Source organism: Blautia sp. JLR.GB0024, from assembly GCF_037000545.1.
Taxonomy (GTDB): Bacteria; Bacillota; Clostridia; order Lachnospirales; family Lachnospiraceae; genus Blautia; species Blautia celeris.
In genome coordinates, this window is sequence record NZ_JBANBF010000002.1 from 802,201 (window position 1) to 829,075 (window position 26,875).

Below are 26,875 nucleotides of genomic sequence, written 5' to 3' on the forward strand. Positions count from 1 at the left end.
TTGGACGTTTCCGGGAACTATACAGAAGATCAACTACGTTTAAATGAATTCAAATACCCGGATATGGTTCAAATGCTCTCTGTTCGGAATGCCCCTATTTACTGGCTCTTTCCATGTGATAGTCAAGAAAAATTTTCAGAAAGTCTGACAGACTTTCTGGTTGAAGCTTTAAAACTTCAAAGTTTAGGCAAGAGGATATGTTGGCGGAAGTGGATCTTGACAGCCTGCAATATATCATGGGACATGAAGAGTACAAGATGATATCCAGGATTTATGACAATGTGACCCAGGAAAGAGTAAGGGAACAACTGAAAAAGCTTGATTCTAATAGGTTCAGAGTTGGTTGAATTTACCAATTATTTACCAGAAATCCGTTGGTAAATACGGAAAGTTATGTGGATTTATGAAGAAAACTAATTTTAAGAATCTTCAAAAACCCATGGAAATCAAGCCTTTAAAGGTTTATAATAATTCTCAGATAAAAAAATTCTTCGGGGCAGGTAGTTAATCCTACATCAGAGAAACCTAGTGTTTATGCGGGTTTCAGCGCTTATAGGAAGAATGAAATAAGCATTTTACCAATAATTTACCAAAAAAATTGAATTTTATAAGAGAGCTCTGAGAGAGCCTGTAATTCAGCTGGGTAGGCATGGATTACAGGCTTTTTTTAAAGTTCATTGTATCAGACAATAGTTTGGGCTATAATTATAAAATAACAAAGTAAATCTTGCAATATGCTGGAAGGAAGTGAAAAATGATGGGCATTTATTTAAACAGTAAAACGGCATATATTTTATATAAAGGGGAAACTCAAAACCCTTATTTTGTTGACAAATCACAGATGCTAGAAGAATTGTTCCCTCTGGTGAGCAGAGGAAACAGCCATATTTGTATTACAAGACCCCGGAGATTTGGAAAGACTGTTATGGCGAATATGATTGCCGCTTATTTCTCAAAGGGATGTGATGCGAATGATATCTTTCAGAATCTTGCGGTTGCGCAAAGTCCAGAGTATGATAAATACAGGAACAAGTTTTCTGTCATTCATATTTCATTCAATGACATCGGCGAGGAATGCATCTCCTATAAACAGTATATTGAACAGATTCGGGAGTGTTTGGTTCATGATTTGAAGAAGGAATACCCGGAGGCGGAGCTTTATGGAAAAACGGATGTGGCAGGGATTCTGAGGTATATCAATGCGGAGGAACCAACGGCCCGTTTTATTTTTGTATTGGATGAATGGGACTTTATTTTTCATCAGGATTTTGTGACCGAGAGGGATAAAAAGGCATATCTGCAATTTTTGAGGAATTTACTGAAGGACAGACCATATGTGCTTTTGGCTTATATGACGGGAATCCTTCCTATTGCGAAATATTCCAGTGGTTCAGAATTAAATATGTTTTTAGAATATACGATGGCTGCTGAAGAACAATATTCACAGTATTTTGGGTTTACAGAGGAAGAGGTGGACATCTTATTTCAAAAGTATTGCATGTACACAGAAGGCCCCCAAAATCTGACAAGAGAAGAACTAAAAAACTGGTATGATGGATATTATTCAAAATTCGGCAGGAGACTCTACAATCCACGTTCGGTAGTAACTTCACTGAAAAATAACAACCTTGGAAATTATTGGACCAGTTCCGGTCCCTACGATGAAATCTATTATTATATTGAAAATAATGTGGATGATGTAAGAGATGACCTGGCACTTATGGTATCCGGTGTGGCTGTTCCGGCAAAAATTAAGGAGTATGCTGCAACCTCCATGAATCTGCAGACGAGGGATGAAATTTTTTCTGCTATGGTGGTTTATGGTTTTCTGAGTTATGAGAATGGAAAAGTCAGTATACCCAATAAAGAATTAATGGAAAAATTCACAGATATGCTGCAGAAAGAACCATCTCTGGGATATGTCTACCGCCTGGCGAAAGAATCCGATCGAATGCTGCAGGCAACGCTTGAGGGGGATACAGAAACTATGACAGAGATTCTGGAACTGGTACACGATACAGAAACACCCCTCTTTCATTACAATCATGAGACGGAACTTATGGCAGTTGTCAATCTCGCCTATCTTTCAGCAAGAGATTCTTATCGGATAGAACGGGAAGATAAAGCGGGAAAAGGATATGTTGACTTTATCTTTTATCCGGAAACAGATAGGAATGCTGACTGTATCATTCTGGAATTAAAAGTCGGTTTTACACCAGAGGAAGCAATTAATCAGATTAAAGAAAAACAATATGCACTTCGTTTTCAGGGGAAAATAGGGGAACAGTCCAGATATTCAGGAGAGATTCTGGCTGTAGGAATCAGTTATAACAAGGAGACGAAAAAGCATTCCTGCAAAGTAGAGGTGCTGTCATAAGCCTCCTGTTATCAGAATGATAAATGAGCCTGTAGTTCAGCCGGATAGGCATGAATTACAGGCTTTTTTGGAGTACATAATATTAGACAATAGTTTGGGCAGCCTGCAATTTCATAATATGGATTATCCGGCATCTCTGTTTTGAGGTGCTTTTTGTATGCTTAAATACAAGAGGTATGAGAGAAAGGATTTTTATGAAAATGCCCCTTGCAGCACTGTTTTGACATGAATACTCTTAAAGTTTATGACATTGGGTGTAAACAGTAACCAATTAGTAAACTACAGGTAAGAAAGTAAAAACATGCACATAGAATATCTGACTGATTTAACACTATAATAAAACAAAAAGTGTGAGGAGGCGTGTGATGAAATATCTGTTTATCTACTTTATTGGCGAACAGGAAGATGGAGAACAGGTTTATTTTTCAGTCAGCAGCGATGGACTACATTGGGAAGATCTGAATCAGGGTAAACCTGTGCTGCGGTCTTGTGTTGGTGAGAAAGGTATCCGGGATCCGTTTGTGGTCCGGGATCCGGAGAATGACAGATTCTATATGATGGCCACAGACCTCAGGATTGGAGCAGGAAAGGGCTGGGAGGAAGCGCAGTACAGGGGAAGCAGGAATCTGATCATATGGGAATCTGAAAATCTTGCAGACTGGAGCGGTCCGAGAAGCTGTACGGTGGGGGTACCAGAAGCTGGATGCGTGTGGGCACCGGAGAGCGTATATGACCAGGATGAAAAAGCATTCTTTGTCTTCTGGGCATCTATGGTACAGCTTGTGGGAGAATCTGAGCCAAAGCAGAGGATTTATGGTTCCTATACCCGGGATTTCAGGAACTTTACAGAACCATTTATTTATCTGGAAACCGGAAACCATGTAATTGATATGAACATTGTCCGTGCCCAGGGATGGTATTATCGCTTTGTCAAGGATGAGACAACAAAAGGGATCAAAGCGGACCGGGTAAGGAAACTTTGCGGGGAAAGTGCACAATCCATCCACTCTGAGATTCTTGAAAAACTTCTTGGAGTGGAGGGCCCGGAGGCGTATGAACTGCCCGACGGTCGGTGGTGCCTGATCGCGGACCAGTTTGCCAGCGGCGGGGGGTATCTGCCGCTTGTGTGCAATGAGCTTGAAAAGGGCGATTTTGAAGTGCTTTCGCATCAGGAGTATGATTTGGGAAAACTAAAAAAACGGCATGGATGTATTCTGAAAATTACTAATGAAGAATATCTCAGGCTGAAAAACAGATATTAGGAGAAGGATAGACGGATGAAAAAGAATGGGAGAATCAGTCTGATAATATTTACAGTCTTGTGGATGTTCACACAGACGATCCCGGTCCTGGCTGAAGGAGGCCCCAGGATTCTGATGAAACAGTTGGGCGATCTGACAGAGGATAAAATGATGGAGGTTGTCTGTGCTGTTGAAAACGGGGATGGAATCACTAACGGCAAATTGCGTATTATGTATGATGCTCAATGGATGAAGCTGACAGATACAGGAGCTGATGAGGCGTTAGACGGTGCCTTATGTGAGGTAAATGATTGTCTGACAGGCAATAAACCGGAAGGGGAGATAGTGGTGGCATTTGCCTCGTCATCCAGTATCCGGGAGGAAGGAAGCCTTGTGAAACTGAATTTTAATCTGCCCAAGGGAATTCCTGACGAGGGGGCGCTGGAGGTGACAGTGGTCGCTGAGAAGATTGGTGGAGATGCAGGGACTGTGCAGGTCAATACAGAAAATCTGATAATCAGATCAGAGAAAGGCAATCCGGATGATCCGGACGGCGACAACAAAGACGATGATAATAAGAAAGACCCGGATGATGATAAGAAAGACGATCAGAATCAGGGGGATCATGATGGGCAGAGCGGTAATGGTTCAGGGAATGGTGATAAGAAAAACCAGGGAGGCAGTAAGAACCAGGGAAGCACCAGCAAAAAAAGTACATCCAGGCCCAAAGGAAATATCAAGACAGGAGATGAAACAAGAATCATACCATTTGTGTTGACAGGGGGCGCCGCTGCAGGCGTGTCTGTTTGGATGGTGAGAAGGAAGAAAAAGGAGGAGGCAGAAAAGTGAAACAGTTGAAAAAGAAAAGAATGCTGGCAATGACGCTGGCAACAGCTATGACAGCCCAGACCTTTGGCGGGGGCAGTCTGCCTGTAATGGCGGAGACAGTGGGTTCCTCACAAGACAGCTACGGAACTAATATGGACTTTGAAGCTGGTACAGAGGGCTGGACGACAGAAGGAGATGTGACGGTTGAGGAATCCAATGTCAGGCAGGGAAGCAAGTGTATCAGGATGGGAAAAGACTCTAAAATATCCCTGTTGGTGGGGGATATTCCCCAGGGAAGTTACACTCTGACAGCATGGGTCAGGGCGTTAAGAGCAGCAACAGCGCGGAGCTTGTGGTAAGGGGAACCGGAGCGCCGGATGCAGTTGCACTTGTGGATACATACCTGGACGGGGATAAAAGTGTATGGCAGCAGATGGCCCATCGAAATGTGCTGGTGTACAACGGTCAGGCCCAGATTGATATCAGTGCAGGAAATTCCACCGAGTTGTATATAGATCAGTTGGAACTCACTCTGGATTCGCAGGATGAAAACGGACTTTCCAATTGGGGATTCGAGGATGGACTTACAGGATGGTCATCTGCAGGCACGGCAGAGGTGGTCACTGACTCCGCTGATACGGGGAAACAGGCCATCCGTCTGGCAGCAGGAAGCCAGGTGGAACAGAAGGTGGCAGTTGAGCCGAATACGAAATATGCGTTGACGGTGCGGGCAAAGGTTGATAAACAGGATACTTTTGCAACTACAAAATATACGGATGAGATGGAACGTCCAATCGGTGAACTTGTGGATCGTACCTCACTTGGGGACAGGCTGAATCTGGGTGTAAAAGCTGCAGACGGCACGGTGCTCCGCCAGGTGCCGTCAGGGACAGAGGACTATTCACTTGTGACTCTGACTTTCACAACAGGAGCGAATGACAGTGAGGTGACAGTTTATGCGAATACCATCTGTGATGAGGCTTATAAGGAATCTGTTACAGTGTGGTCAGATTATGAGACACATTTGGCAGACGACTGGCAGGGAAACGGAGAGGATTTTGCCTATGTGGACAATTTTGATTTGTTTGCGTTCAAAGACCAGAATTACATACGGGGAGCAGATGTCTCTTTTCTGCCCCTGATTGAGGACAACGGAGGAAAATATTTTGCCAATGGAGTCCAGCAGGATTGTCTGAGAATCCTTTCCAATCATGGTGTCAATTCACTCATCAGCATGGTATTTGTACATGCAGGAAATAAAATCTATAACCCGGATGATGGGCTGAAGCAGATCTTCCAGGATTATAACATTGGACCTGACGGACAGCCATACCCGTACTTTATGCAGGAGGGTTACTTCGACAAAGAACATCTCGTGGCTGTGGGAAAACGAGGGGCGGATCTGGGGCTTAGCTATATGCCGGGCTTCCAGTACAGCGATGCGTGGATCAGCGCCGGAAAGGCAAATACGCCTCTGGAATGGCTGAATGTAGATTATGAGGGCAACTTAAGCAACTCTGATTTGGATCATATGAAAACCAATGTATACAATTATGTATATGACACACTGACAGCCATGAGAGACGGCGGTGTGGACATTATCGGTGTAAAACACGGAAATGAGCAGAACCAGGGAATCATCTGGCCGGTTGGAAAAGGCTCCAAGAGTAAAGGGCACGCAGAGCTTGTTGCAGCTTCCTATGAAGCTGCGGAGGATGTGCTGGGAGGAGTGCCCGGATTCATCCATACGAATAATGGATACAGCCCGGCAGATGCAAACAGTTTTTTCGGAAATCTGCTGGATATGGGAGCAAAGATGGATGGTGCGGCATTTTCTCTGTACGGCGGACGGGGAATAGATAATATCCTCAATATGGCATCTAACTCACTGACCAATGAGCGTTTGAAATACAGAGATTATGTGAATGTGGAGACAGGATTTTCCTTTACCAGGTACAGACCTACATGGAACGCGGAGGGGTCAGCCATGGGCCAATCCTCTTACTACAGGACAAGCGGAAATGGTCAGTATAACTGGCTGCTTGACTATATGCAGGCTCCCTTTGATATTCCCAATCCTCATAATCAGCTCAGAGGATTTTATTACTGGGAAACTGACTGGACACCCACGCCAGGGGCTGGAAGCAGTTATCATGAATCTGTCAGCGTAAGCGGCAGGACCATGTTCAACAACGGAGATACGGGCATCGTGGAGATGGGAAGCAGCCAGCCGGGAAAAGCCGGAGATATGATGGACAGCATGTATGCCTATCTGATGAGAGGCTGTGTGAAAGAAAAGGCGGCGTCAACCCTTTCTCCCCTGAGAGGATACGGAGAGTATACAGTGGAGGCTGGTCAGGTATCTGAAATCAGTCTGGAGCAAAGTGAGATTGATCTGATGCCGGGAGATACCCAGAGACTGAAAGTAAATCTGGCTCCTGCGGACAAGGTTCTGACAGACGGAGCGGTCAGCTATTCTACGTCTGACGCCTCGGTGGCTGAGGTCACAGAGAAGGGATTTGTCCGGGGCGTGGCGGCAGGCACAGCTACAGTTACCGCGGAGGTAAATGGACTGGCAGCATCTGTAAATGTGACAGTGGGAGAGCCAAAAGAAGCAGCCAAAGACGATCTGACTCTTAAATTGGGCAGAGATTCGACAATTGACAAAACGCCTGTAAGTGATGGAGAGGAGATAACTGTACAGGTCCTCTCTAAACTCCAGCTTGCCGCAAAACTGCCGGATGAGGTCACAGATAAAGTGGTCATCTACACATCATCAGACCCTGAAGTGGCATCCTTCTTCGGTGAGACATGGCAGACACCCAGGGGATATATGCGCCAGCAGTCAGATAAGACCGAGAATGTACAGCTAAATGTGAAGAAAAAAGGTACCACCACGATTACAGCAGCCACTCAGGACGGAAAGTCTTCCCTGAGTTTTACATTGAAAGCAGAGAAGGTGGATGCCGGCAAGATTACCCTGGATCAGACAGAAGTGACAATGAGCAATGGCAGAAAGCTGCAGCTTAAAGCGGCTCTGGAACCTGAAGATACCACACTTTCCAAAATTCTATGGGAGTCAGACAACCCGGAGACAGCAGCGGTGGATAAGAACGGCCTGGTGACTGCTGTAAGTGTAGGCGATGCAGAAATCAGGGCAGTATCTGATGACAACCCGGATGTTTCTGCTGTCTGCAAAGTACATGTGGTGCCGGTAATGGCAGAGGGAGTAGTGCTGGACAAAGAGACAGCCACACTTCAGATTGGGCATTCCAAGACACTGAAGGCACTTGTTATGCCTGAAGACACCTTTAACAAAAAGCTTACCTGGACTTCAGAAAACGAGTCTGTTGTGTCCGTAGATGAAAATGGTGTTATTACAGGTGAGCAGATTGGCGGTCCGGTCAAGGTTACAGTTACTACAGAAGACGGTGGATTCACTGCAGAGTGCCAGGTCACGGTACAGGAGGAAGCAGTCCCTGTTACAGGTGTCAGCCTGAATCAGGGGAGCTACCGTTTTGCATCTGATTATTTTTCGGACACCAAACCCTTAGAGGAGATTCCAACTGTCAGATTCAGCGCCTCCGTAGAGCCGGATATGGCTACAGAGGAAGATGTTGTCTGGAGCTCTGACACGCCAGAGGTGGCTGTGGTCAATGAATATGGAATCGTTACACCTGTGAGCAGCGGGGTGGCATCTATAACGGCAACAACTGTGGATGGAAACCATACTGCTTCTGCAATGGTCTATGTACCGGCAGTCAGCGAAAGCTTTGACAACAGGGAGACAGGCTCAGGCTGGGATATGACAGTTGGTTCTGTAGGCGGAGGCGCACTGGGTTCCGGTGTCAATGAGACGGATGACGGCAAGGTGCTTCAGATTGCCGGAGGCGGTTCTGGTGGAAGGAGTACACAGCACAGGTTCTCACCGGAGATCACAAGTGACAAGATAATCCTTGATTTTGAGTACAACGTAGGTACAAGCACAGCTTCCAACGGCAATTACCTGGCTGTCACAGACAGCAGCAATCATGTATATCTGGCGATTCAGACAAATAAGAATACAGAACTGGTTTACAGCGCCGGTGAAGAGCTTGTGAATAACCAGCCTTTAGTGAACGGCACTGTAATAGGACAGGGATTTGACAAAGAGAATACATGGTATCATATGGATATTGAACTTGATATGAAGGCAAACATGTCCCGGTTTACGGTCACAAGTCTGGATGATCCGTCTGTTACAGCTACACAGGAAGCTGCTTTCGGGGAGGGAATCCAGTACAACAATGATCTGGGGAGTATTCAGTTCATGGGAACCAGGAACAGGGATGCGGGAAATCCGGACTGGAATCCGGCTCTTGATAATTTCAATGTTTATGCTGCCGGAATATCTCCCAGGAGTGTGGTGGTGGATACAAAGTCTGTACGCCTGCTTCCTGTGAAAGACACACTGAAAATACAGCATCAGCTAAATGCCAAAGTGCTGCCGGAATCTGCAGACCAGGGAATCGTGTGGTCATCTTCTGACGAGACAGTGGCAACTGTGGACGAAAATGGATTGGTGAAAGCAGCTAAGATTTGCGATAACCTGAGTGACATTAAAAACGGAACCTGCGTCATCACGGCAGCCTCCACTGCAGATAAATCTATTCTGGCGGAAGTAGAGGTAGAAGTTACCAATACCCCGAACGCAGTTGAGCGTTGGAGTATCAGTGATGAAAAAGGAAATGAAATTCCCTTTGGCGATGAGGCCGATGCCATAAAACTTCAGACAGGAGATAAGAAAAAGCTGAATGTGATTGTCAGCGGCGGAGATGGCGAATCAGATATTGCCGGGATCAGCTGGACATCAGATGATGCAGATGTGGTCGCAGTAGATGCGGCAACGGGTGAGCTTCGTGCCAAAAAGGCGGGTACAGCAGCTCTGACTGTGGAAGTATCTTTCTATAGCGGAACTCCGCTGACACTGAAAGTAAACTGTCAGGTTGATGGTGAAGAACTAGCAGATACAGGAGCTCTGGAAGAGGCAGTCAAAGCAGGTGAAATGGCAATGGAGTATCCGGAGGACTGTTATACCGAGGAGAGCCTGAAAGCATACAAAGATGCCCTGAGTAAAGCAAGAGAGACTCTGGAGACTGCCCGGAGCGAGAGATGGCAGGCGGAGAAGCAGGGTGAGATAGACAAGATTACAGAGGATTTGGATCAGGCAGTTCAGGGGCTTGCCATAAGAGATAACATACCTGCAGAGAGTATTATACTTGGCGGAGGAGACAACCCGCTGTCCATTAACAAGAAAACAACCCTGAAAGCGGAACTTAAACCGGCTTATGCCACAGAGACGCTGACATGGACTTCGTCAGATCCCGAAGTTGCAGCGGTAGATGAAAGTGGTGTGGTCACCCCTCTCAGCGAAGGAACAGCAACAATCCGTGCAGAGGCATCAAGCGGTGCGTCGGCTGAAAAGAAAATTACAGTTACAAAAGACCTGACATCCTGGTTCCAGGATAACGGTGTCACCATAAGCAGTGTGGGAACCGGCAGTAAATATAAAGATACAACGCCGTTTATTAATGCACGGACTTCGTCAATTGTCGATGCATGGTCAACGGGCTCAAATACTAACATGGGAAGTCTGACTGTTGATTTCAAAACAAGGACATCCCTGGAGAGCCTCACCACGTCATTCTGGCAGCAGATGAAATATAAAGTAGAGACTTCTGATGACGGTATTACATGGAATATGACTATGGACCATTCCGGTGAGTTTGCCGGAGCCATAGGGAATGAGGTGTTTACCGAGGCATTTCCGGAAAACACCAGTGCGCGGTTTGTGCGTGTTACTACCCTTGGAGTAAAGACCAGTACTGATTGGGTCGGAATTTCAATCATGAGAGTGGACGGCGCCTTTGAGCCGGAAGCACAGCGTACCCTGGATTCTCTGGAGCTGACAAGCGGCCCGGATAAGACGGTCTATGATCACGGTGAAGAACTGGATCTGACAGGTCTGACTTTGACAGCAGGATATGATAACGGAGATTCAAGAGTGCTGGAGGCACAGGAGTACCGGATTGAGGGCTATGACAGCAGTCTTTTGGGCAGCCAGACTGTGACTGTGGCTTACACGGAGGGTGATGTCACTCTGAAATGTGAATTTGAGGTTACAGTGAGGATGCCTGTTACCACCACAAGACTTGAGAAGGCAATTGCCTTTGCGGAAGGTCTGAAAGCACAGCAGGAGGCAGAACAGGGCTTTACTGAGGCTAGCTGGGCAGACGTGGAGGCAGCACTTGCTGAAGCGTCAGCCGTACTTGCGGATGAGAATGCCAGCCAGGAAGAAATTGACGGGGCTGCATTGACTCTTATCGGCGTGTGCAGTGCACTGGTGGAAAAGATTCCTAAGGTTGGTCTGAAGACTGCTATAGATGAGGCGGAAAAAGTGCTTGCAGATGAAGAAACCCTTGCCGGCTATACAGAAGAGAGCGTGGAAAATGTCCGTCTGGCGCTTACCAATGCGCAGACCGTATACGAAGATGAAACAGCAGAACAGGAAGCTGTGAATACAGCGCTGAAATCTCTGATGGATGCAGTAACTTCCCTTCTGAGGATAGACAACAGCAGGCTGGATGCATTGATCCAGAAGGCAGAAGAGATTTTGACAGATGCCGATAGTTATACTTCCGGCAGCGTGGATGCACTTCAGAAAGCACTGGAAGAGGCAAAGGCAGTGGCCGGAAACAAAAATGCCACAGAAGAAGAAATCAATGCTGCATATGATAAGTTATTCGATGCCCTGATTTCCATGGCAAAACGTGGAAATAAGGCGGAACTGGAAGTGGCTTTGGCAAAAGCAAATGAAATTCTGGCTCAGCGAAACCGCTATGTGGCGTCCACAGTGTCAGATCTGGAGGCGGCGACAGCTGAAGCACAGACAGTCTATGATAACATTGACGCAACCCAGAAGGAAATCAATGGAGCTGTGGAAACTCTGGTTCCTGTTATCATGAAAGCACGTCTGCTTGGAGACGTGAACATGAATGGTATCGTCGAGTCTGATGATGCGGCGGAGATACTGAAGTATACTGCAGAGCTGCAGGAGCTTACAGAGGAGCAGGTAGAAACCGGAGATGTGAACAGAGACGGTGAGGCAGATGCAACAGATTCAGCAGTGATTCTCCAGTATACCGCGGAGAAGATCAGCGAATTTTGAGACAGACGCCCTGCAGAGGTTATTCCTCTGCAGGGCGTTTGTCGTGAAGATGGTGCAGAAGTGCGGGAATTGAAAAACAGCAAATAAGTAATTTCAGGTTACCGATGTAAAAACATGCACATAGAAAAAGAAAGCATCAGAACTTATAATAAAATCATACAAAGCAAGAAGATAACAGATAACACAAACAGGGGAGGAGAGAAAAGAAAGATGCAAAAAAAACAAGGAGTAAAAGGTTTTTTCAGTAAACTCTACAGATACCGGATTTTTCTGCTGATGCTTTTACCGGCAGTGGTCTATACGCTGATCTTCAGCTATTATCCTATGACCGGAATTGTGATGGCATTCAAAAAGTATAACTACGCGGACGGTATTCTGGGAAGTCCCTGGTGCGGACTGGATAATTTCAAGTTCTTTTTCAAGTCCGGCCAGGCAGGTCTGGTTACCAGGAACACGGTTTTATACAATCTGGTTTTTATTGCTTTTAACACGATTTTCCAGATTGCAGTGGCCATCTTCCTGACAGAGATCAATAACAAACATTTTCGTAAAACAGCCCAGTCACTGATGTTTCTTCCGTATTTTATCTCATGGGTAATCGTCGGTGTCATGGCCTTCAACATCTTCAGTTCCGATTACGGATTTCTGAATACACTGATCACCGGCCTGGGCGGGAAGAAGATTCCATTCTACACAAACCCGAAGGCATGGCCGTTTATCCTGATATTCTTCAATATATGGAAGAACATCGGGTATGGCTCGGTCATGTATTTGGCGGCAATCATGGGAATAGATACTTCAGTGTATGAAGCGGCGGCCATAGACGGGGCAAATGTATTCCAGAGAATCAGAAAAGTTACGATTCCCATGATTATGCCGACAACTATCATCCTGCTTTTGCTGGCAGTGGGAGGTATCTTTAAAGGCAACTTCGATATGTTCTACAACCTGGTGGGAAATAACGGTCTGCTGTTCAACTATACAGACGTAATTGACACACTGACATTCAGGGCATTGATCAGAAGTAATGACTTTGGAATGGCAGCGGCCATAGGTCTGTTCCAGTCGGTGCTCTGCTTTATAACCGTCATTGTGGTCAATAAACTGGTGGGCAAATATGACAAAGATTATACATTGTTCTAGGAGGGGATTAAGGTGAGAGATAACGCACGAGCGACAAAGAAAAAAATGAGTTCGGATGTGAGGAAGCTGAATATAATTGCTTACACATTCTGTATTGCAGTAGCGCTGATTTGTCTGATTCCCTTTCTGATGATAATATCAGGTTCTTTCTCATCAGAGGCTGCAATCACCAAAAACGGTTTCAGCCTTCTGCCCCAGGACTTCAGTCTTCAGGCATACAAGACGGTATTCAAAGAACCGATTGTGGTATTCCGTGCCTACGCGGTCACGATTTGCCTGACCATAGGCGGGACTATGATAGGCCTTCTGCTGCAGACTATGACAGCCTATGTGTTGTCCAGAAAAGATTTTGAGTGGAGAAATAAGTTTTCATTCTTTTTCTACTTCACCACATTGTTCAATGGAGGCCTGGTACCGTACTATGTACTGATGACACGGACGCTGAATTTAAAAGACAGCTATCTGGCGCTTTTATTGCCGCTGTTATTCAATGTGTATAACCTTCTGATTATGAAGAGTTATATCACTGCTTTGCCGGATTCCCTTATAGATGCAGCGAAGATAGACGGATGCGGGGAGGTAAGGACACTGTTCCAGATCGTTATGCCTCTTATCAAGCCGGCGCTGGCTACAGTGGGACTGTTCATTGCACTGGCATACTGGAATGACTGGTACAATGCCATGCTGTACATAAACACAGAGGACAAATACCCGCTTCAGTATTTTCTCTATCAGCAGGTCAATAACATCGAAGCTTATAAGAAACTGATAGCCAACAGCGCAGTCAGCAGTGCGGTGGTAACTGCGGTATCGCTGCCTACGCAGACTTTAAAAATGGCGCTGACGATTGTAGTAACCGGCCCTATCATTCTTGCCTATCCCATGGTACAGAAGTATTTTGTCCAGGGTATCACTATTGGAGCAGTGAAGGGCTGAGATGAAAAATATATTTCAAGGAGGACTTATTATCATGAAGAAGAAAACAAAACAGGTGTGTGCGCTGACACTCAGCGCAGCAATGGCGGCAGGAATGCTTGCAGGATGCGGTTCTGATTCTGACAAGGGAGGTTCTGACAGCAAAGAGAGCGCAAAAAATGTGGAAGGAAAGACCTATAACGGCGTTGATGTATCGGAGCATGTGGATCTGAAGATGTACCTTTTGGGAGAGCGTACCCCGGATTTCGATGCAGTCTATGATGAGATCAACAAAATCCTGGAGGACAAGTTAAACTGTTCTGTCAGTGTGGATTTCCTTTCCTGGGGTGAACATGAGAAAAAATATTCTCTCTTGTTTTCCTCACAGGAAGATTTCGATCTGATTTTCACAGCTACAAGCTGGGGACATTATGAGCAGACTGTAGCGCTGGGTGGATTCTATCCCATGGCGGAGGATTTTATACAGAAGTATGCCCCACAGACCTGGGAGACTGTTCCTGAGGTTGCCTGGGAGCAGGCAAAGATCAATGGGGAAATCTATATGGTTCCCAACAACCAGACAGAATTTGGGCAGGATGTGCTGGCAGTCCGCGGGGATCTCATGGAAGAGTACAATGTGAAGAGTATCAGCAACTGGAATGAGATGACAGAGTTCTTCAAGAGATGTGCTGAAAACGGAATCTATGCAGTACAGAACGGCCCCTGGTACCAGTATTTCCAGAGCCAGGGAATGGGTCTGGTAGGCGGAACGCCGAAAAGCGGCGAGCTGATCCTGTACAATGCAGAAGACCCGGAAGACCTGGATTTCAGATGTATTATTGACTGGGATGGATTTACTGATTACTGTAAGCAGGCAAAAGAGATGGCCGATGCAGGCTGCTGGTCTCCCGATGTCCTGAGCAATGAAGAGGACAGGCAGACGGGACTGCTCACTGGAAAAACAGCGGCAATGGTATGGAATATGGGCACTTGCCTTACTTACGCACGACAGGCTAATACTGAGAATCCGGACTGGAATACAACACTTGTTGACCCGGTATCTGACCATCCCAAGCATGCTAATCCCTACATCAACAATGGCGTTGCCATCAACAAAAACAGTAAGAATCCGGAACGTGCCATGATGGCCTTAAATGAGTTCTACACCAACCCTGAGATTCAGGATCTGACTATGCTGGGAATCGAAGGAAAACACTGGGAAGCAGTGGGAGAAGATCAGTATAAACTGCTTGACGAGAGTGGATATGGTCTGGATAATAACTGTAACTGGGGATGGAAAAATGAGAAAATCTACAGAACAGAATATGTAGAGAACAGAACAGCTCTGGATGATACCTATGATGCTGTGAAAGAAAGCTTCACCAATAATCAGAGAGAAGACCACCCCTATGACGGATTTAACTTTAACACAGAAAATGTAACCTCACAGGTTGCAGCAGTGGAAGCAGCAGTTGATACATACTATAAACCGCTGATCAATGGTCTGGTTGATGATGTGGATCAATCTGTTAAAGATATGAAATCGGCATTGGAGAGCGCAGGAATCCGTGATATACTGACTGAATTAGACAAACAGGCAGCAGATTACGTAGCTGGAAAACAGTAACATATTGAGTCGGAAGGGCTGCCACATTTTTGCGGCAGCCCTTTTAAGATACAGAGATAAGAATCAGAAGGCAGGTAAAGCACCATTAGGTGAAGGGACTGACAGGAGGAAGACAGAGATGAGACAATACGGTTACACAGAAAAATATCTTACCATGGACGGACAGCCGTGGTTTCCTGTGATGGGAGAGATGCATTACAGCAGATACAGGGAGGACTTGTGGGAGGAATCTTTACGAAAGATGAAAGCAGGAGGAGTTACTGTCCTGTCCACATATGTGATATGGATACATCATGAGGAAGAGAAGGATAGCTTTGATTTCACAGGCTGCCGTGACCTGGGAAGGTTTATCAGGATTTGTAAAAAAGTAGGACTTTCCATGTTTCTGCGCTTAGGACCCTGGATACATGGCGAGGTGAGAAACGGAGGCTTTCCCGACTGGCTGCAGCAAAAGGAGCGGGAGGGAGTCATATTGAGAAGCAATGATGAGAGATATCTGAGATATGTCCGGCGTTTCTGGGAGAAGGTGTATGAGCAGGCAGAGGGATATTTCCATAAAGATGGCGGCCCGATTATGGGAGTCCAGATAGAAAATGAGTATGGGCATGTTGGAGGACTGAAAGGAGAGGCGGGGGAAACACATATGCGTACACTGACATCGCTGGCAAAGGAACTGGGTTTTATTGTGCCTTATTACACAGCGACAGGATGGGGCGGGGCCTGTATCGGAGATTTACTTCCAGTCATGGGCGGATACTGCGAGGCTCCCTGGGACCAGAGGACTACAGAGCTGGAGGCCAATGCCAATTATGTGTTCAGCAGTGAACGAAATGACGCACTGATTGCCTGTGATCATCATGTAGGAGACCAGGTTACTTTTGACCAGACCAGGTTTCCGTTTCTGACAGCAGAGCTGGGAGGCGGCCTTCAGGTTACAAAACACAGAAGGCCGGTAGCTCACGGAAAAGATATCGGAGCTATGTCCCTGACGAAACTTGGAAGCGGGGTGGCGCTGCTGGGATATTATATGTATCACGGGGGAAGCAACCCGAAGGGAAAGCTTTCCACCCTGCAGGAGAGCCGTGAGACAGGGTATTTAAATGACCTTCCGGAGGTCAATTATGATTTTAATGCACCTGTTCGGCAGTATGGAGCAATTTCAGACAGTTATCGTGAAATTAAGCTGCTGGCTTATTTCCTGAAAGACTTCGGAGATGACATGGCTGCTCTGGAGACGGATATCCTTACCAGAGGGGTAAAACCGGAAGATACCAAGACCTTGCGTCTTTCCAGCAGGCATGACGATGAACATGGATATGTATTTTACAACAATTATCAGCGCCGTAGAGTGATGGACGCCCATCAAAGGACCATGCTGATTGGAAAGTGCCGTCAGCCTGTAAATTTTCCGCCTGTAGATATTGGAGAAGGTGCTTTCGGCTTTTTTCCGTACCGGATGAGGCTGGGAAATGCGGTGCTCAGGTCAGCGCTGGCTACCCCTCTGTGCTGCCTGCATACAAAGAAAGAAGATATCTTTGTATTTTACGGTGAACAGGAGCCAGAGTATCAGTGGGAGGGAGAGGAACAGGCCCGGGTGCTGTCTCTTAGCAGAGAGCAGGCTCTGAATGCCTGGAAGGTTACACTTGACCAGGACTATTTAATCCTTTCAGAGAACTATGTCTGGGAAGAGGATGGCGTGCTGAAGATAACAGGGGCAGAAGAGACAGAGATCCGTTGTTTTCCGGAGGCAGAAGAGGGAATTCCAGGATTTGTAAAATACCGGCAGGAAGCAGAATTTACTGTCTATAGACGGAAAGCGGAGTATATAAGTCCAAAAATAGAAGTGAATTTGACAGCAGAAGACCGGGAGAACAGAGTCTATGACATACAGATTGTTTACGGGGAAAGGGAGGACCGACGGAAAGGGCGCGATACGATCCTGTATCTGGAATATGCGGGCGAGAGTCTGGAGATATATGCAGATGGGGAGAAGCTCAATGATCATTTCTATACCGGACAGAAAGTACCTCTCAGCCTTGGGTATTTTGATTTTCCAAAACAGCTCAGAGTGATTGTACATTCCCTCTTCGCAGAGGATGATATTTTTCTTGAAAAATGTCCTGTATTCATAGAAGACAGGGCCTGCAGTCTTATTTCTGTGAAGACGGCAGAAGAATTCCGTTAAAAAAATCATACTTGTCTGTTATAATAAAGAGTATAAAAATACGGTGAAATATTTCCGAAAGAAGGAGCCGGAATATGGACAAAGAACAGCGCAAAAGGTGGAAGCGGTCCTCTCTGCAGACAAAGCAGATACTGGCATTTACGACGATTATTGTCAGTTTTATGGCAATTATGTTTTTCCTGCATATCAGGACTTTGAAGACTGTGCGTGAGATGACATATGATAAAATGCGCGCTCAGGCAGAATATTATCTGGAAAGTTTTGAGATGGAAGTAAGCCATGCTATCAATCTGCAGATTGAAATATTTAACGACAGAAAGCTGGCATTCCTGGCACAGCCGGAAGCAGGTTTGGATGATTTCGAGAAGAGGGATGCGCTGCTGTCTGTGAAGGAAAAACTCAGCAGTATAGCGGGAGTCAGCAACCTTGTGGAAAGTTGTACGATCTATATGCCGAAAAGTGAATATAAGATTACTGACAGCGCTGTCAGGAGAATGAACGCAGATGATTTTGAAGAGATGTGGAGCTTTGTGGATTATGAAAATGGTTCTATCAGCTATGATGGTGAAAAATTTTATTCTGTTGAGATGGGGCAGACCAGAGGAGATGAAGATGAGGCGTTTAATTTTATGTTTGTCCTTACATTTTCCGGCGGGCAGATTGAAAACAAATTATCCCTGCTGAATACCACAGCGAACAGCGGAGCCTTTATCTACAGCGACAAATATCATGCAATGGTACAGAGCAGCACAGCCCACTGTTCCAGCGCCAGAATCCTCAGTGAACTGAAGAAGGATGAACAGGGGGAGTATGTGAAGGTGCAGGAAGTGAAGGCAGGTGGGGAAAATTATCTGGTGTTTGTGGGGGGAAACGGCAGTATGGGTACATTTGTCCAATATACGGAAGAAGGGGCTGTCATGGGATATATCAAACAGTCCTGGATCTACCTGTCTATTGGCCTGTTGATTTTGCTGGGAATATCTATATTCTTTGTTATATATACCAACAGAACCATACATAAACCTATCGGTTTGCTTTTGGAGGCATTTGGAAGAGTGAAGGAGGGAAATCTGAATCAGCATATATACAGAAATACAGAGGATGAATTTTCTTATCTATATAGTGGTTTTAATGACATGGAGGACCGGTTGAAACATCTGATTGACGAAGTCTATATTCAGACTAATCTGGCGCAGAGAGCACAGCTAAAGCAGCTTCAGGCTCAGATAAATCCTCATTTTCTGTAGAACAGCTTTTTTACACTGAGCCGCAGGATCAAGAGGCAGGATTACGAGAATGCGGAGGAGTTTGCAAAGCATTTGGGAAATTATTTCAGATATCTGACCAGAAGCGGTTCAGACTATATTACCCTGGATCAGGAGGTCAGCCATGCAAAAAGCTATGCCGCTATACAGGGAGTACGGTTTGCCGGACGTCTCAGTATTGAATTTGAAGAACTGCCAAAACGGTTCGCGCCTGTGATAGTCCCCCGTCTTATCCTTCAGCCACTGCTTGAAAACGCCTTTGAACATGGGCTTGAGAACCGGGTGAAAGACGGTCTGCTGCGTATATCGTTTACGGAGACTCCTTCAGAAATACACATTACAGTAGAGGACAATGGAGAGGAGGCAGAGGATTCTGATATTGAGCAGATGCAGAGAAGTATAGAGGAGATGGAGTCAGATGAGGTGACAGGAATCATTAATATCCATAAGCGGCTGCAGTTTTACTTTGATAAAAAAGCAGGTATTTTTGTAAGGCGAAGTGAGCTTGGGGGAGTGTCTGTCACAATCTGGATTCTGACGGAGGCAGCCTTTAGAAGAGAGGACGGGAAGGAGGGGTGAAGATATGAATCAGAATTTACTGATAGTTGATGATGAATATGAAATTCTGCTGGGGCTGGAAGAAATGTTTCGGTATGAGTTTGACCTGGAGGTGGACGTATATACAGCCAATTCTGCTTATGAGGCGCTGGAACTTCTCGACCGTGTGAGATTTGATGTGGTGTTGACAGATATTAAAATGCCAGGGATGGATGGAATTACCCTGTTTGAACGGATTAAAGAAAACTGGCCCAGATGTAAAACAGTGTTTCTCACAGGGTACAGGAACTTTGACGATATGTACCGGGTGATCAATGACAGGGATGTGAGGTATGTTCTGAAAAGTGAGGAAGACGAAGCCATCATGGGGGCTGTGAAGGAACTGCTTGAACAAGGACAAAAAGAACTGGAGCAGGAGAAACTTCAGGAAAAGCAGAAGCAGCTTCTGGAAAAAGCAGAATTCTGGATCCGAAAATCCCTGCTGGACCAAATCGCGTCGGGAAATATACTGGAACCGGATATAGGGAAAAGTATGAATGAACTTGGAATCGGATTTCTGGCAAAGTCCCCGTCACTGCTGTTCTGGATCAGGATTGAAGGCGCCGGGGAGGACGAGCCGCTGCGTGACGGTTATTATATGGCAGAGTGCCTGTCACAGATATTTGAAGAAAATATGCCGAGTAAACTGAGATTTTATCTTCACATGACAGATATCCGTCAGGGGGTGCTTTTTCTCCAGCCTGCCAGCTTAGATGAGGTGAACTGGGAACAAGTCTTTGTCGTTGCCAGAGGTGCGGTGGAATACAGCCAGGAGATATTCGGCAATGCATGCGGCGGTTCATTCTCAGCGGTTTTGTGGAATGTTCCGGCGGTTCTTATGGAGTATCCGGAACGGATCCGCATTCTGCGTCAGCATATGATACAGTATTTGGGTGAAGACCAGGGGGCCTTGATCTATCTGGAAAAGCAGGAAGATGCGGACAGAGAGAGCGCTGTGCATAGTGTTATGGCCAGAATACCATCTCTGAAATCACTGTTGGAGCTTCGAAAGAAAAAGGAATATTTTGCTTGCCTTTGTGTCTGTCTGGAACAGATGACGAAAAAATGCAGTCTTCACGACGGAAGGGCACTAGAAATATATTACAGTGTTGCAGTCCTGTTGCTTCAGTTTATAAATGAAAACCATTTAAGCGGGCAGATGGCCTTCAAAACAGCACTGTACAAACTGACCAAGGCAGATGCCCATGACAACTGGAATGACGCGGCCAGGTATCTGTGGGATGTCTCGGAAGCTGTATTTTCCGTGATGGATATCAATGAAAATACTCTTACAGAGAGAGCGCTTAAGCGGGTCGTGACGTATATTGATGAACATCTTGCAGAGGAACTGTCACTTACTGCACTGGCGGAAGTGGGTGGATTTAATGCAAGCTATCTGTCACGCCTGTTTAAACAGGTGAAGAAAGAGACGCTCAGCGATTATATCCTGAATAAAAGGATGAATCTGGCAAAATACCTGCTGGCCCAAACCAATGAGAAGATACAGAATATCTCGGCAAAAACCGGATATATTTCCCCCCATTCTTTTACAAGGGCTTTTCGGAAGGAGACCGGGGTTTCACCGAAAGAATACAGGGAAATGAGGATGAATGAAACTGACCGGGGAGGAGAGAGTCCATGAAGAGGAAGATTATGGCAGCTGCTGTGTTTCTGATATCGGCTGCAGTTGCAGGAGGCTGCGGGAATAGTGGAGAAGAGCGGGAAACGGACAGCAGGGGGATGGCAAAAGAGGATGCGCCATCTACAGAAGACAGGGATCTGTATGGATTTGAATCGCCTGTCAGGGTTAAGGCAGGGGTGGTTTATGCCGGAGATTTTGAATGGGTGGGGAAAGAAAGCCTTACAGATAATTCCTGGATGGATTTATATAAAGAACATAATATATATCTGGAAATCATGTACAATGTGGACACATCACAGGCAGACAGTAAGCTCTCCTCAGCAATCATATCAGGGAACTATCCTGATATATTCCAGACCAGTACTCTTAATTATATGAATTACGTAAATGAGGGTGTACTGGCTGATATAACAGAAGCATATGAAACTTATGCCAGTGATGAACTGAAAGAATACTTGATGTCTGACGGTGGCGAGGCCCTGGATATGCTGACAGTTAATGGAAGGCTATACGGGCTGCCGAGGCTTGGAAATCCCTATGAAGAATATTCTATGATGTTTATACGCCAGGACTGGCTGGATCATCTGGGACTGAAAGTGCCGGAGACGACAGAAGAACTGAAGAGGACCGCACATGCTTTTACCTATGATGACCCGGATGGGAATGGTGTGGATGACACTTGCGGGCTGGTTCTGGATGGTGTTGAGCTATTCACTGATACGATCGGTAATGGCGACCCGATATTTAATGCGTTTGGGGCTTATTTTGGTTCGGATGGAATGGCTATGGTCGAGAATCAAGAGGGAGAGGTTGTGTGGGGAGGTTCTTACGCGGAAGGTATGAAAGCCGCCCTCTCATTTCTGCAGGAGCTTTACGCGGATGGTTCTCTGTGTAAAGATTTTCTGACAATGGATGGTGATGCCATTTTCGAGGCAGCAGGTTCAGGGAGGTGTGGTATTTGGTTTGGACCAAGGTGGGCTGGTATGGTTCCTGCTATTGATGCAGCCAGGAAGGATACCAATGCACATATTGTGGCAGCGCCCATACCGACAGCTCCGAACCAGGCCAGGGGAAAGGCGTATCTTCCGCCGTCTATACTGGAGGTACATTGCATCAGCAGTCAGTGTGAACGACCGGAAACTCTGATTAAGATGATGAATTTGAGTGTACAGAAAATATGTAATCCCCAGAATACGGAGGAGTTCCTGAAATATAGCGGGGACGGAACGAATTATTCAGGCTGGAAAGCATCTCTTCTTAGATTGCAGCCTGTAAACAGAGGATATGATGATTGGAAAGCAGAGAGTTATGCGTTGAAGACCGGTAAGACAGAGAGACTTACATACTCCCAGATAGACGATGTGGATTCTATGACATCCTATCTCCACGCAGTAGAAGAGGACAGATTTGATCCCTGGGATCAGAAGCAGGCAAGAGGAATATCCTTCTATACAGTGTACGGAGATCCGCAGTGTGCCTGGGTTACCATTGATAATATGATGAAGGCAAATGCTTTTGTAAAATCGGCCTATTCCTCTCTGCCATCCAGGGAGGTTACCAAAACTGCGGGAATCTTAAAAAACCTTACAGTGGAAAGCATCATAAAAATCATTACAGGAGATGCAGTGGAAGAGTGGGATACACTACTTGAAAACTGGTATGCACTAGGTGGACAGCATGCGGTTGATGAGGTGAAGGTATTGAATAAAAGTTAATTATAAGAGAGCTCTGAGAGAGCCTGTAGTTCAGCCGGATAGGCATGGATTACAGGCTTTTTTATAGTGCATTGTACGAAAAATAATAGAGAACCTTTTGGCACCCGATATTGTATAGTTGCCACCGAGTGCCAGAAGATAGAGGTTTCGGGAGAGTGCTCATATAATATGAAAGTATTATATCCTGAAGTGCGAAAAATCTATGGACAGGTCATCATAAATCTTGGCGCTGATTATATTTGAGAAGGAGTATTCATCGATATCTTCATTCTCTAAATCGTGAACCATTACCCTCTGTTTTTCTGGGTCTACAATCCAGTATTCCCGTACGCCGGAAGAACGGTATTTGAATAGTTTGACAGAGTAATCCATCCGTCTGCTACTGGGAGAGACGATTTCAATAATCCAGTCAGGAGAACCATTGCAGCCTTTATCATCCAGTTTATTTTTGTCACAGATAACAGAAATATCCGGTTCTACGTAGGTATGTGTGCTTTTGTCCAGGTATACGGCAAAGGGAGCAATATAAATTTCACATGGACCGCCCTTTCGGTCAATGTAATCTGCGATTTGTCTGCTTATGGAAAGCAAAAGTTGTTGGTGTGCCCGGGTAGAGGGAGTCATATAATAAATCTGACCGTCGATAAGCTCAGCCCTTGTGCCTTCGGGAAGGGCGTTAATATCGTTGATAGTATATATTTTTTCCTGTGCTGATGCCATAATGAACACTCCTTTCATTATATATTATAGGGAACATTTCGGGTGGTTATTCTGTTCTACGCTTAGACAAAAGGAGAATATGACTATGCATAAAGTATACTATATTTTTATTATCCTGTATTGCTGATTATGGTAAATTTTCAGAAAATGATTCATTCCGTTTTGGGACTTGCTGTGGAAGACCATGTCATAAACGTGAATCCATCAGACGGATGCTGCAGGGATTATCCGGAAGGTAAAAGCTCTAAGCGGGCTATGATTACAAGATGATATCCAGGATTTATGACGATGTGACCCAGGAAAGAGTAAGGGAATAACTGAAAAAGCTTGATTCTAATAGGTTCAGAGCTGGTTGAATTCACCAATTATTTACCAGAAATCTGTTGGTAAATACGGAAAGTTATGCGAATTTATGAAGAAAACAATTTTAAAAATCTTCAAAAACCCATTGAAATCAAGCCTTTAAAGGTTTATAATAATTCTCAGATAAAAGAAAATTCTTCGGGGCAGGGTGCAACTCCCTACCGGCGGTATAGTCCGCGACCCATGTAAATGGCTGAACCGGTGTGATTCCGGTACCGACAGTTAAAGTCTGGATGAGAGAAGAAAATGTATTTCATAATGCAGATTTCATCAATGCCCTGATTTTCAGGGCGTTTTTTCGTTTCAGCCGCGGAAGCGGCAGCGGAAAAAGAAGAATTTCCTTTTATGAAACCATCATAAAAAGGAGAGAATAAAAATGAGTAATGAAGCAATTGTAAACAAAAGACCTGCAGGTGCACAGAATCGTTCTAAAATCAGGACATTGGCACAGGTAGCCATGCTTGGAGCCGTGGCTACGGTATTGATGATGATTGAGTTTCCCATCCCGGTGATCGCACCGCCTTTCTATCAGATGGATTTCTCAGAAGTACCCGTGCTGGTTGGCGCGTTTGCTATGGGACCGGTGGCAGGTATTATGATCGAGCTTCTGAAGGTACTGCTGTATGCAGTCATCCACGGCTCCGCCACAGCGGGTGTGGGTGAAATCGCCAATTTCCTGATGGGATGCTCTTTTATCGTTCCGGCAGCATTTTTCTATAAATACCGCAGGAACAAAAAATTTGCAGTGATCGGAATGGTGATCGGAACCATTTGTATGGCTGTTGTGGGTTGTGTTGTGAATGCATTTATCCTGCTCCCCGCATACGGGGCAGCTTTCGGGATGCCGGTGAGCGCCTTTATTCAGATGGGCACATCTATCAATGCAGGAATCAATAACCTGTTTACCTTTGTGGTGCTGGCAGTGGCGCCGTTTAACCTGGTGAAGGGATGTATCATCTCTGTTGTAACACTGCTTATTTATAAGAGAATCAGAGTATTACTGCGAGGAGAATAAAAATGCCGGATATAAAAAAGGTGACGCCGCTCACAGAGAATCCCCATGTAAATCTCTACCACCTGGATGTGGAGAGTAAGACAGGAAGAAAGGGACATTACTATGTGGCGTCACGGGCAAAGACTGAGAATGAACTGAAGATCAAAACAAGGAAAAACACCCCGGATGGAGTTATTATCTACAGCCTCTATGGGGAGAAGAAAGACAGGGTCGTGCTGGTACGTCAGTACCGCTATGCTATTGACAGCTATATCTATGAGTTCCCGGCAGGCCTGGTAGAGCCCGGTGAGGACTACAGAGAAGCCGCGATCAGAGAGATGAAAGAGGAAACCGGCCTGACGCTTACTCCTCTTGATGTGGACCCGGCATATGAGAAACCGTATTTTACTACCATTGGCATGACCGATGAATCCTGCGCCAGTGTATACGGTTATGCTTCCGGCCAGGTGTCCGGGGATGGACTGGAGGATTCCGAGGAGCTGGAGATTGTGCTGGCTGACAGGGAAGAGGTCAGAAGAATCCTGAGGGAAGAGAAAGCGGCGATCATGACGGCTTATATGCTGATGCATTTTCTGCATGATGATGAGCCGTTTGCTTTTCTGAAGGAAATCTAAGACACAGAATCAATTATAGATCAGAAACCGTTCGCAAATTTTTCATAAAAAATTAACGGGATAGGCATTGTATCCCGGGCGGATGAGAGTATACTTAAGGTAGCCGGTGCAGGCAAAATCTGCCCCGGCTACTGTCAGATTGCGCAGACAGCAGTCAAAACAGGCAGGCATGGGAGATATTTATATATGAAGTGGAAGAAGTATGTAAAAGGTATTCTGGCGGCATTGTTTACAGTTTTAGGCGTTATACTGGTCATTGTTTTGGGACTTAAATTCCTCAGGTTTTTTATGCCTTTTGTCATCGGATGGATCATCGCCATGATCGCCAGCCCTCTGGTGCGCATGGTGGAAAAGAGGATGAAAATAGCCAGAAAGCACACATCCATGCTGATCATTATAGCAGTTTTAGCCGCCATAATCGGAGCAGGGTATTTTATAGGAACAAAAGCGGTGGAGGAGGCCAGTGACCTGATCAATCAGGCACCGGATATTTACAGTGGATTCCGGGAGGATTTTCGGGAGGTGGAGCACAATCTCAATAAATTCATGAAACAGCTTCCGGAAAATGTACAGACTTCCATCAATAATGTGCAGGACGATCTGGGAGAACGGATCGGGAAACTGGTGGGAAATATCAGCGAGTGGACCGTTGGCTACGCAGGTGATATGGCCAAGCATCTTCCGAGTGTGCTGATATCTATTATATTTACCATATTGTCCGCCTATTTTTTCATCGCGGACCGGGATGGAATCCTGGAGTTTGGGCGGAACAACACACCGCAGATCATCCAGGAAAAATGGAGACTGCTGGCAGACAGCTTTAAAAAGGTCTTCGGCGGTTATTTCAAAGCACAGTTTAAGATCATGGCTGTTATCTGGGCAATACTCTGTGTAGGGCTGCTGTTTCTGGAGGTGAGCTTTGCCGTGCTGGTGGCATTCCTCATTTCTTTTCTGGATATGCTTCCGTTCTTCGGAACAGGGACAGCCCTTATACCATGGGCTGTATTCAAGCTGTTGTCCGGTGATACAAAGTTTGCGGTTGGTCTGATCATCCTTTACCTGGTGACGCAGTTGGTGCGGAGGGTCATAGAGCCCAAGATGGTGGGGGATTCCATTGGCATGGACCCGCTCCTTACACTAATCTTTATGTATACAGGATACCGGGTCAGCAGTGTCATTGGCATGATACTTGCAGTGCCCATAGGGGCAGTTGTGATCAATTTCTATAAATCAGGTATGTTTGACAGACCGCTCCAGTCAGCAAAGGAAGCCATGGAGGATCTTTTGGAGTGGATCTGCCGCAACAATGGGGACGAAGAGCACATAGAGAATAAAGAATCATAGAACAGGACAAGATAGCATAAAGAGTAAAATCTTTATGCTATCTTAATGCGTCCTTAACATAGCTTTATGCCGTTTTA

The 26,875-nt window shown here is 45.7% G+C and carries 17 protein-coding genes, 1 pseudogene and 1 riboswitch; of the genes and pseudogenes, 17 read left to right on the forward strand and 1 reads right to left on the reverse strand.

Annotated elements, in window-relative coordinates:
• Positions 1–200 precede the first annotated feature (200 nt).
• From V8Q34_RS07645 to V8Q34_RS07710, 14 genes and pseudogenes are all read left to right on the forward strand, one after another.
• On the forward strand, positions 201–347 hold the full coding sequence (locus V8Q34_RS07645; RefSeq protein ID WP_256282756.1) for a hypothetical protein: 147 nt from the start codon (positions 201–203) through the stop codon (positions 345–347).
• A gap of 410 nt (positions 348–757) precedes the next feature.
• Positions 758–2,377: an AAA family ATPase gene (locus tag V8Q34_RS07650; RefSeq protein ID WP_227210973.1), complete on the forward strand. Its 1,620-nt coding sequence runs from the start codon at positions 758–760 to the stop codon at positions 2,375–2,377.
• 365 nt (positions 2,378–2,742) lie between these two features.
• Positions 2,743–3,639, forward strand: coding sequence for a glycoside hydrolase family 43 protein (locus tag V8Q34_RS07655; RefSeq protein WP_256139043.1), 897 nt, complete (start codon positions 2,743–2,745; stop codon positions 3,637–3,639).
• A gap of 15 nt (positions 3,640–3,654) precedes the next feature.
• Positions 3,655–4,467 (forward strand): LPXTG cell wall anchor domain-containing protein, encoded by an 813-nt coding sequence (locus V8Q34_RS07660; protein WP_335835175.1) that lies wholly within the window; start codon positions 3,655–3,657, stop codon positions 4,465–4,467.
• Positions 4,464–4,805, forward strand: a complete 342-nt coding sequence (locus V8Q34_RS07665) for a hypothetical protein (RefSeq protein WP_335835176.1) — start codon at positions 4,464–4,466, stop codon at positions 4,803–4,805. Before V8Q34_RS07660 ends, V8Q34_RS07665 begins: the two co-directional genes overlap by 4 nt.
• Positions 4,760–11,653 carry an Ig-like domain-containing protein gene (locus V8Q34_RS07670; protein ID WP_335835177.1) on the forward strand — a complete coding sequence of 2,298 codons (6,894 nt, stop codon included), beginning with the start codon at positions 4,760–4,762 and terminating at the stop codon, positions 11,651–11,653. Before V8Q34_RS07665 ends, V8Q34_RS07670 begins: the two co-directional genes overlap by 46 nt.
• 210 nt (positions 11,654–11,863) lie before the next feature.
• Positions 11,864–12,796, forward strand: coding sequence for an ABC transporter permease (locus tag V8Q34_RS07675; protein ID WP_033142894.1), 933 nt, complete (start codon positions 11,864–11,866; stop codon positions 12,794–12,796).
• Positions 12,797–12,808: 12 nt separating this feature from the next.
• On the forward strand, positions 12,809–13,732 hold the full coding sequence (locus tag V8Q34_RS07680; RefSeq protein WP_225305254.1) for a carbohydrate ABC transporter permease: 924 nt from the start codon (positions 12,809–12,811) through the stop codon (positions 13,730–13,732).
• 34 nt (positions 13,733–13,766) lie between these two features.
• On the forward strand, positions 13,767–15,338 hold the full coding sequence (locus tag V8Q34_RS07685) for an ABC transporter substrate-binding protein (RefSeq protein WP_335835178.1): 1,572 nt from the start codon (positions 13,767–13,769) through the stop codon (positions 15,336–15,338).
• A gap of 118 nt (positions 15,339–15,456) precedes the next feature.
• Positions 15,457–17,523, forward strand: coding sequence for a beta-galactosidase (locus V8Q34_RS07690; protein WP_335835179.1), 2,067 nt, complete (start codon positions 15,457–15,459; stop codon positions 17,521–17,523).
• A gap of 74 nt (positions 17,524–17,597) precedes the next feature.
• Positions 17,598–18,770 carry a sensor histidine kinase gene (locus V8Q34_RS07695; protein ID WP_335835180.1) on the forward strand — a complete coding sequence of 391 codons (1,173 nt, stop codon included), beginning with the start codon at positions 17,598–17,600 and terminating at the stop codon, positions 18,768–18,770.
• A 12-nt stretch (positions 18,771–18,782) separates the two neighbouring features.
• Positions 18,783–19,367, forward strand: a pseudogene (locus tag V8Q34_RS07700) (sensor histidine kinase); the annotation flags it as partial.
• Positions 19,368–19,371: 4 nt separating this feature from the next.
• Complete coding sequence (locus tag V8Q34_RS07705) at positions 19,372–21,027, forward strand: response regulator (protein ID WP_335835181.1); 1,656 nt, start codon at positions 19,372–19,374, stop codon at positions 21,025–21,027.
• On the forward strand, positions 21,024–22,742 hold the full coding sequence (locus V8Q34_RS07710) for an extracellular solute-binding protein (RefSeq protein WP_335835182.1): 1,719 nt from the start codon (positions 21,024–21,026) through the stop codon (positions 22,740–22,742). The genes V8Q34_RS07705 and V8Q34_RS07710 overlap by 4 nt, the downstream gene beginning before the upstream one ends.
• Positions 22,743–22,919: 177 nt before the next feature.
• Here the strand turns inward: V8Q34_RS07710 and V8Q34_RS07715 are convergent, their stop codons facing one another.
• Complete coding sequence (locus V8Q34_RS07715) at positions 22,920–23,462, reverse strand: Uma2 family endonuclease (protein WP_054350761.1); 543 nt, start codon at positions 23,460–23,462, stop codon at positions 22,920–22,922.
• 493 nt (positions 23,463–23,955) lie between these two features.
• Positions 23,956–24,074: riboswitch (FMN riboswitch) on the forward strand.
• Positions 24,075–24,201: 127 nt separating this feature from the next.
• On the opposite strand from V8Q34_RS07715, the gene V8Q34_RS07720 reads away from it, so the two are divergent.
• From V8Q34_RS07720 to ytvI, 3 genes are all read left to right on the forward strand, one after another.
• Positions 24,202–24,840, forward strand: a complete 639-nt coding sequence (locus V8Q34_RS07720; RefSeq protein WP_335835183.1) for an ECF transporter S component — start codon at positions 24,202–24,204, stop codon at positions 24,838–24,840.
• A 2-nt stretch (positions 24,841–24,842) separates the two neighbouring features.
• Positions 24,843–25,454: an NUDIX hydrolase gene (locus V8Q34_RS07725; RefSeq protein ID WP_033142882.1), complete on the forward strand. Its 612-nt coding sequence runs from the start codon at positions 24,843–24,845 to the stop codon at positions 25,452–25,454.
• 186 nt (positions 25,455–25,640) lie between these two features.
• On the forward strand, positions 25,641–26,798 hold the full coding sequence (gene ytvI, locus V8Q34_RS07730; RefSeq protein ID WP_033142881.1) for a sporulation integral membrane protein YtvI: 1,158 nt from the start codon (positions 25,641–25,643) through the stop codon (positions 26,796–26,798).
• Positions 26,799–26,875 lie beyond the last annotated feature (77 nt).

What these genes read in the sequence shown, in the direction of transcription:
- V8Q34_RS07650 (WP_227210973.1), top strand. Translation starts at nt 758, where the DNA reads ATGGGCATTTATTTAAACAGTAAAACGGCATATATTTTATATAAAGGG.
- V8Q34_RS07655 (WP_256139043.1), top strand. Translation starts at nt 2,743, where the DNA reads ATGAAATATCTGTTTATCTACTTTATTGGCGAACAGGAAGATGGAGAA.
- V8Q34_RS07660 (WP_335835175.1), top strand. Translation starts at nt 3,655, where the DNA reads ATGAAAAAGAATGGGAGAATCAGTCTGATAATATTTACAGTCTTGTGG.
- V8Q34_RS07670 (WP_335835177.1), top strand. Translation starts at nt 4,760, where the DNA reads ATGGGTCAGGGCGTTAAGAGCAGCAACAGCGCGGAGCTTGTGGTAAGG.
- V8Q34_RS07675 (WP_033142894.1), top strand. Translation starts at nt 11,864, where the DNA reads ATGCAAAAAAAACAAGGAGTAAAAGGTTTTTTCAGTAAACTCTACAGA.
- V8Q34_RS07685 (WP_335835178.1), top strand. Translation starts at nt 13,767, where the DNA reads ATGAAGAAGAAAACAAAACAGGTGTGTGCGCTGACACTCAGCGCAGCA.
- V8Q34_RS07690 (WP_335835179.1), top strand. Translation starts at nt 15,457, where the DNA reads ATGAGACAATACGGTTACACAGAAAAATATCTTACCATGGACGGACAG.
- V8Q34_RS07695 (WP_335835180.1), top strand. Translation starts at nt 17,598, where the DNA reads ATGGACAAAGAACAGCGCAAAAGGTGGAAGCGGTCCTCTCTGCAGACA.
- V8Q34_RS07705 (WP_335835181.1), top strand. Translation starts at nt 19,372, where the DNA reads ATGAATCAGAATTTACTGATAGTTGATGATGAATATGAAATTCTGCTG.
- V8Q34_RS07710 (WP_335835182.1), top strand. Translation starts at nt 21,024, where the DNA reads ATGAAGAGGAAGATTATGGCAGCTGCTGTGTTTCTGATATCGGCTGCA.
- V8Q34_RS07715 (WP_054350761.1), bottom strand. Translation starts at nt 23,462, where the DNA reads ATGGCATCAGCACAGGAAAAAATATATACTATCAACGATATTAACGCC.
- V8Q34_RS07720 (WP_335835183.1), top strand. Translation starts at nt 24,202, where the DNA reads ATGAGTAATGAAGCAATTGTAAACAAAAGACCTGCAGGTGCACAGAAT.
- V8Q34_RS07725 (WP_033142882.1), top strand. Translation starts at nt 24,843, where the DNA reads ATGCCGGATATAAAAAAGGTGACGCCGCTCACAGAGAATCCCCATGTA.
- ytvI (WP_033142881.1), top strand. Translation starts at nt 25,641, where the DNA reads ATGAAGTGGAAGAAGTATGTAAAAGGTATTCTGGCGGCATTGTTTACA.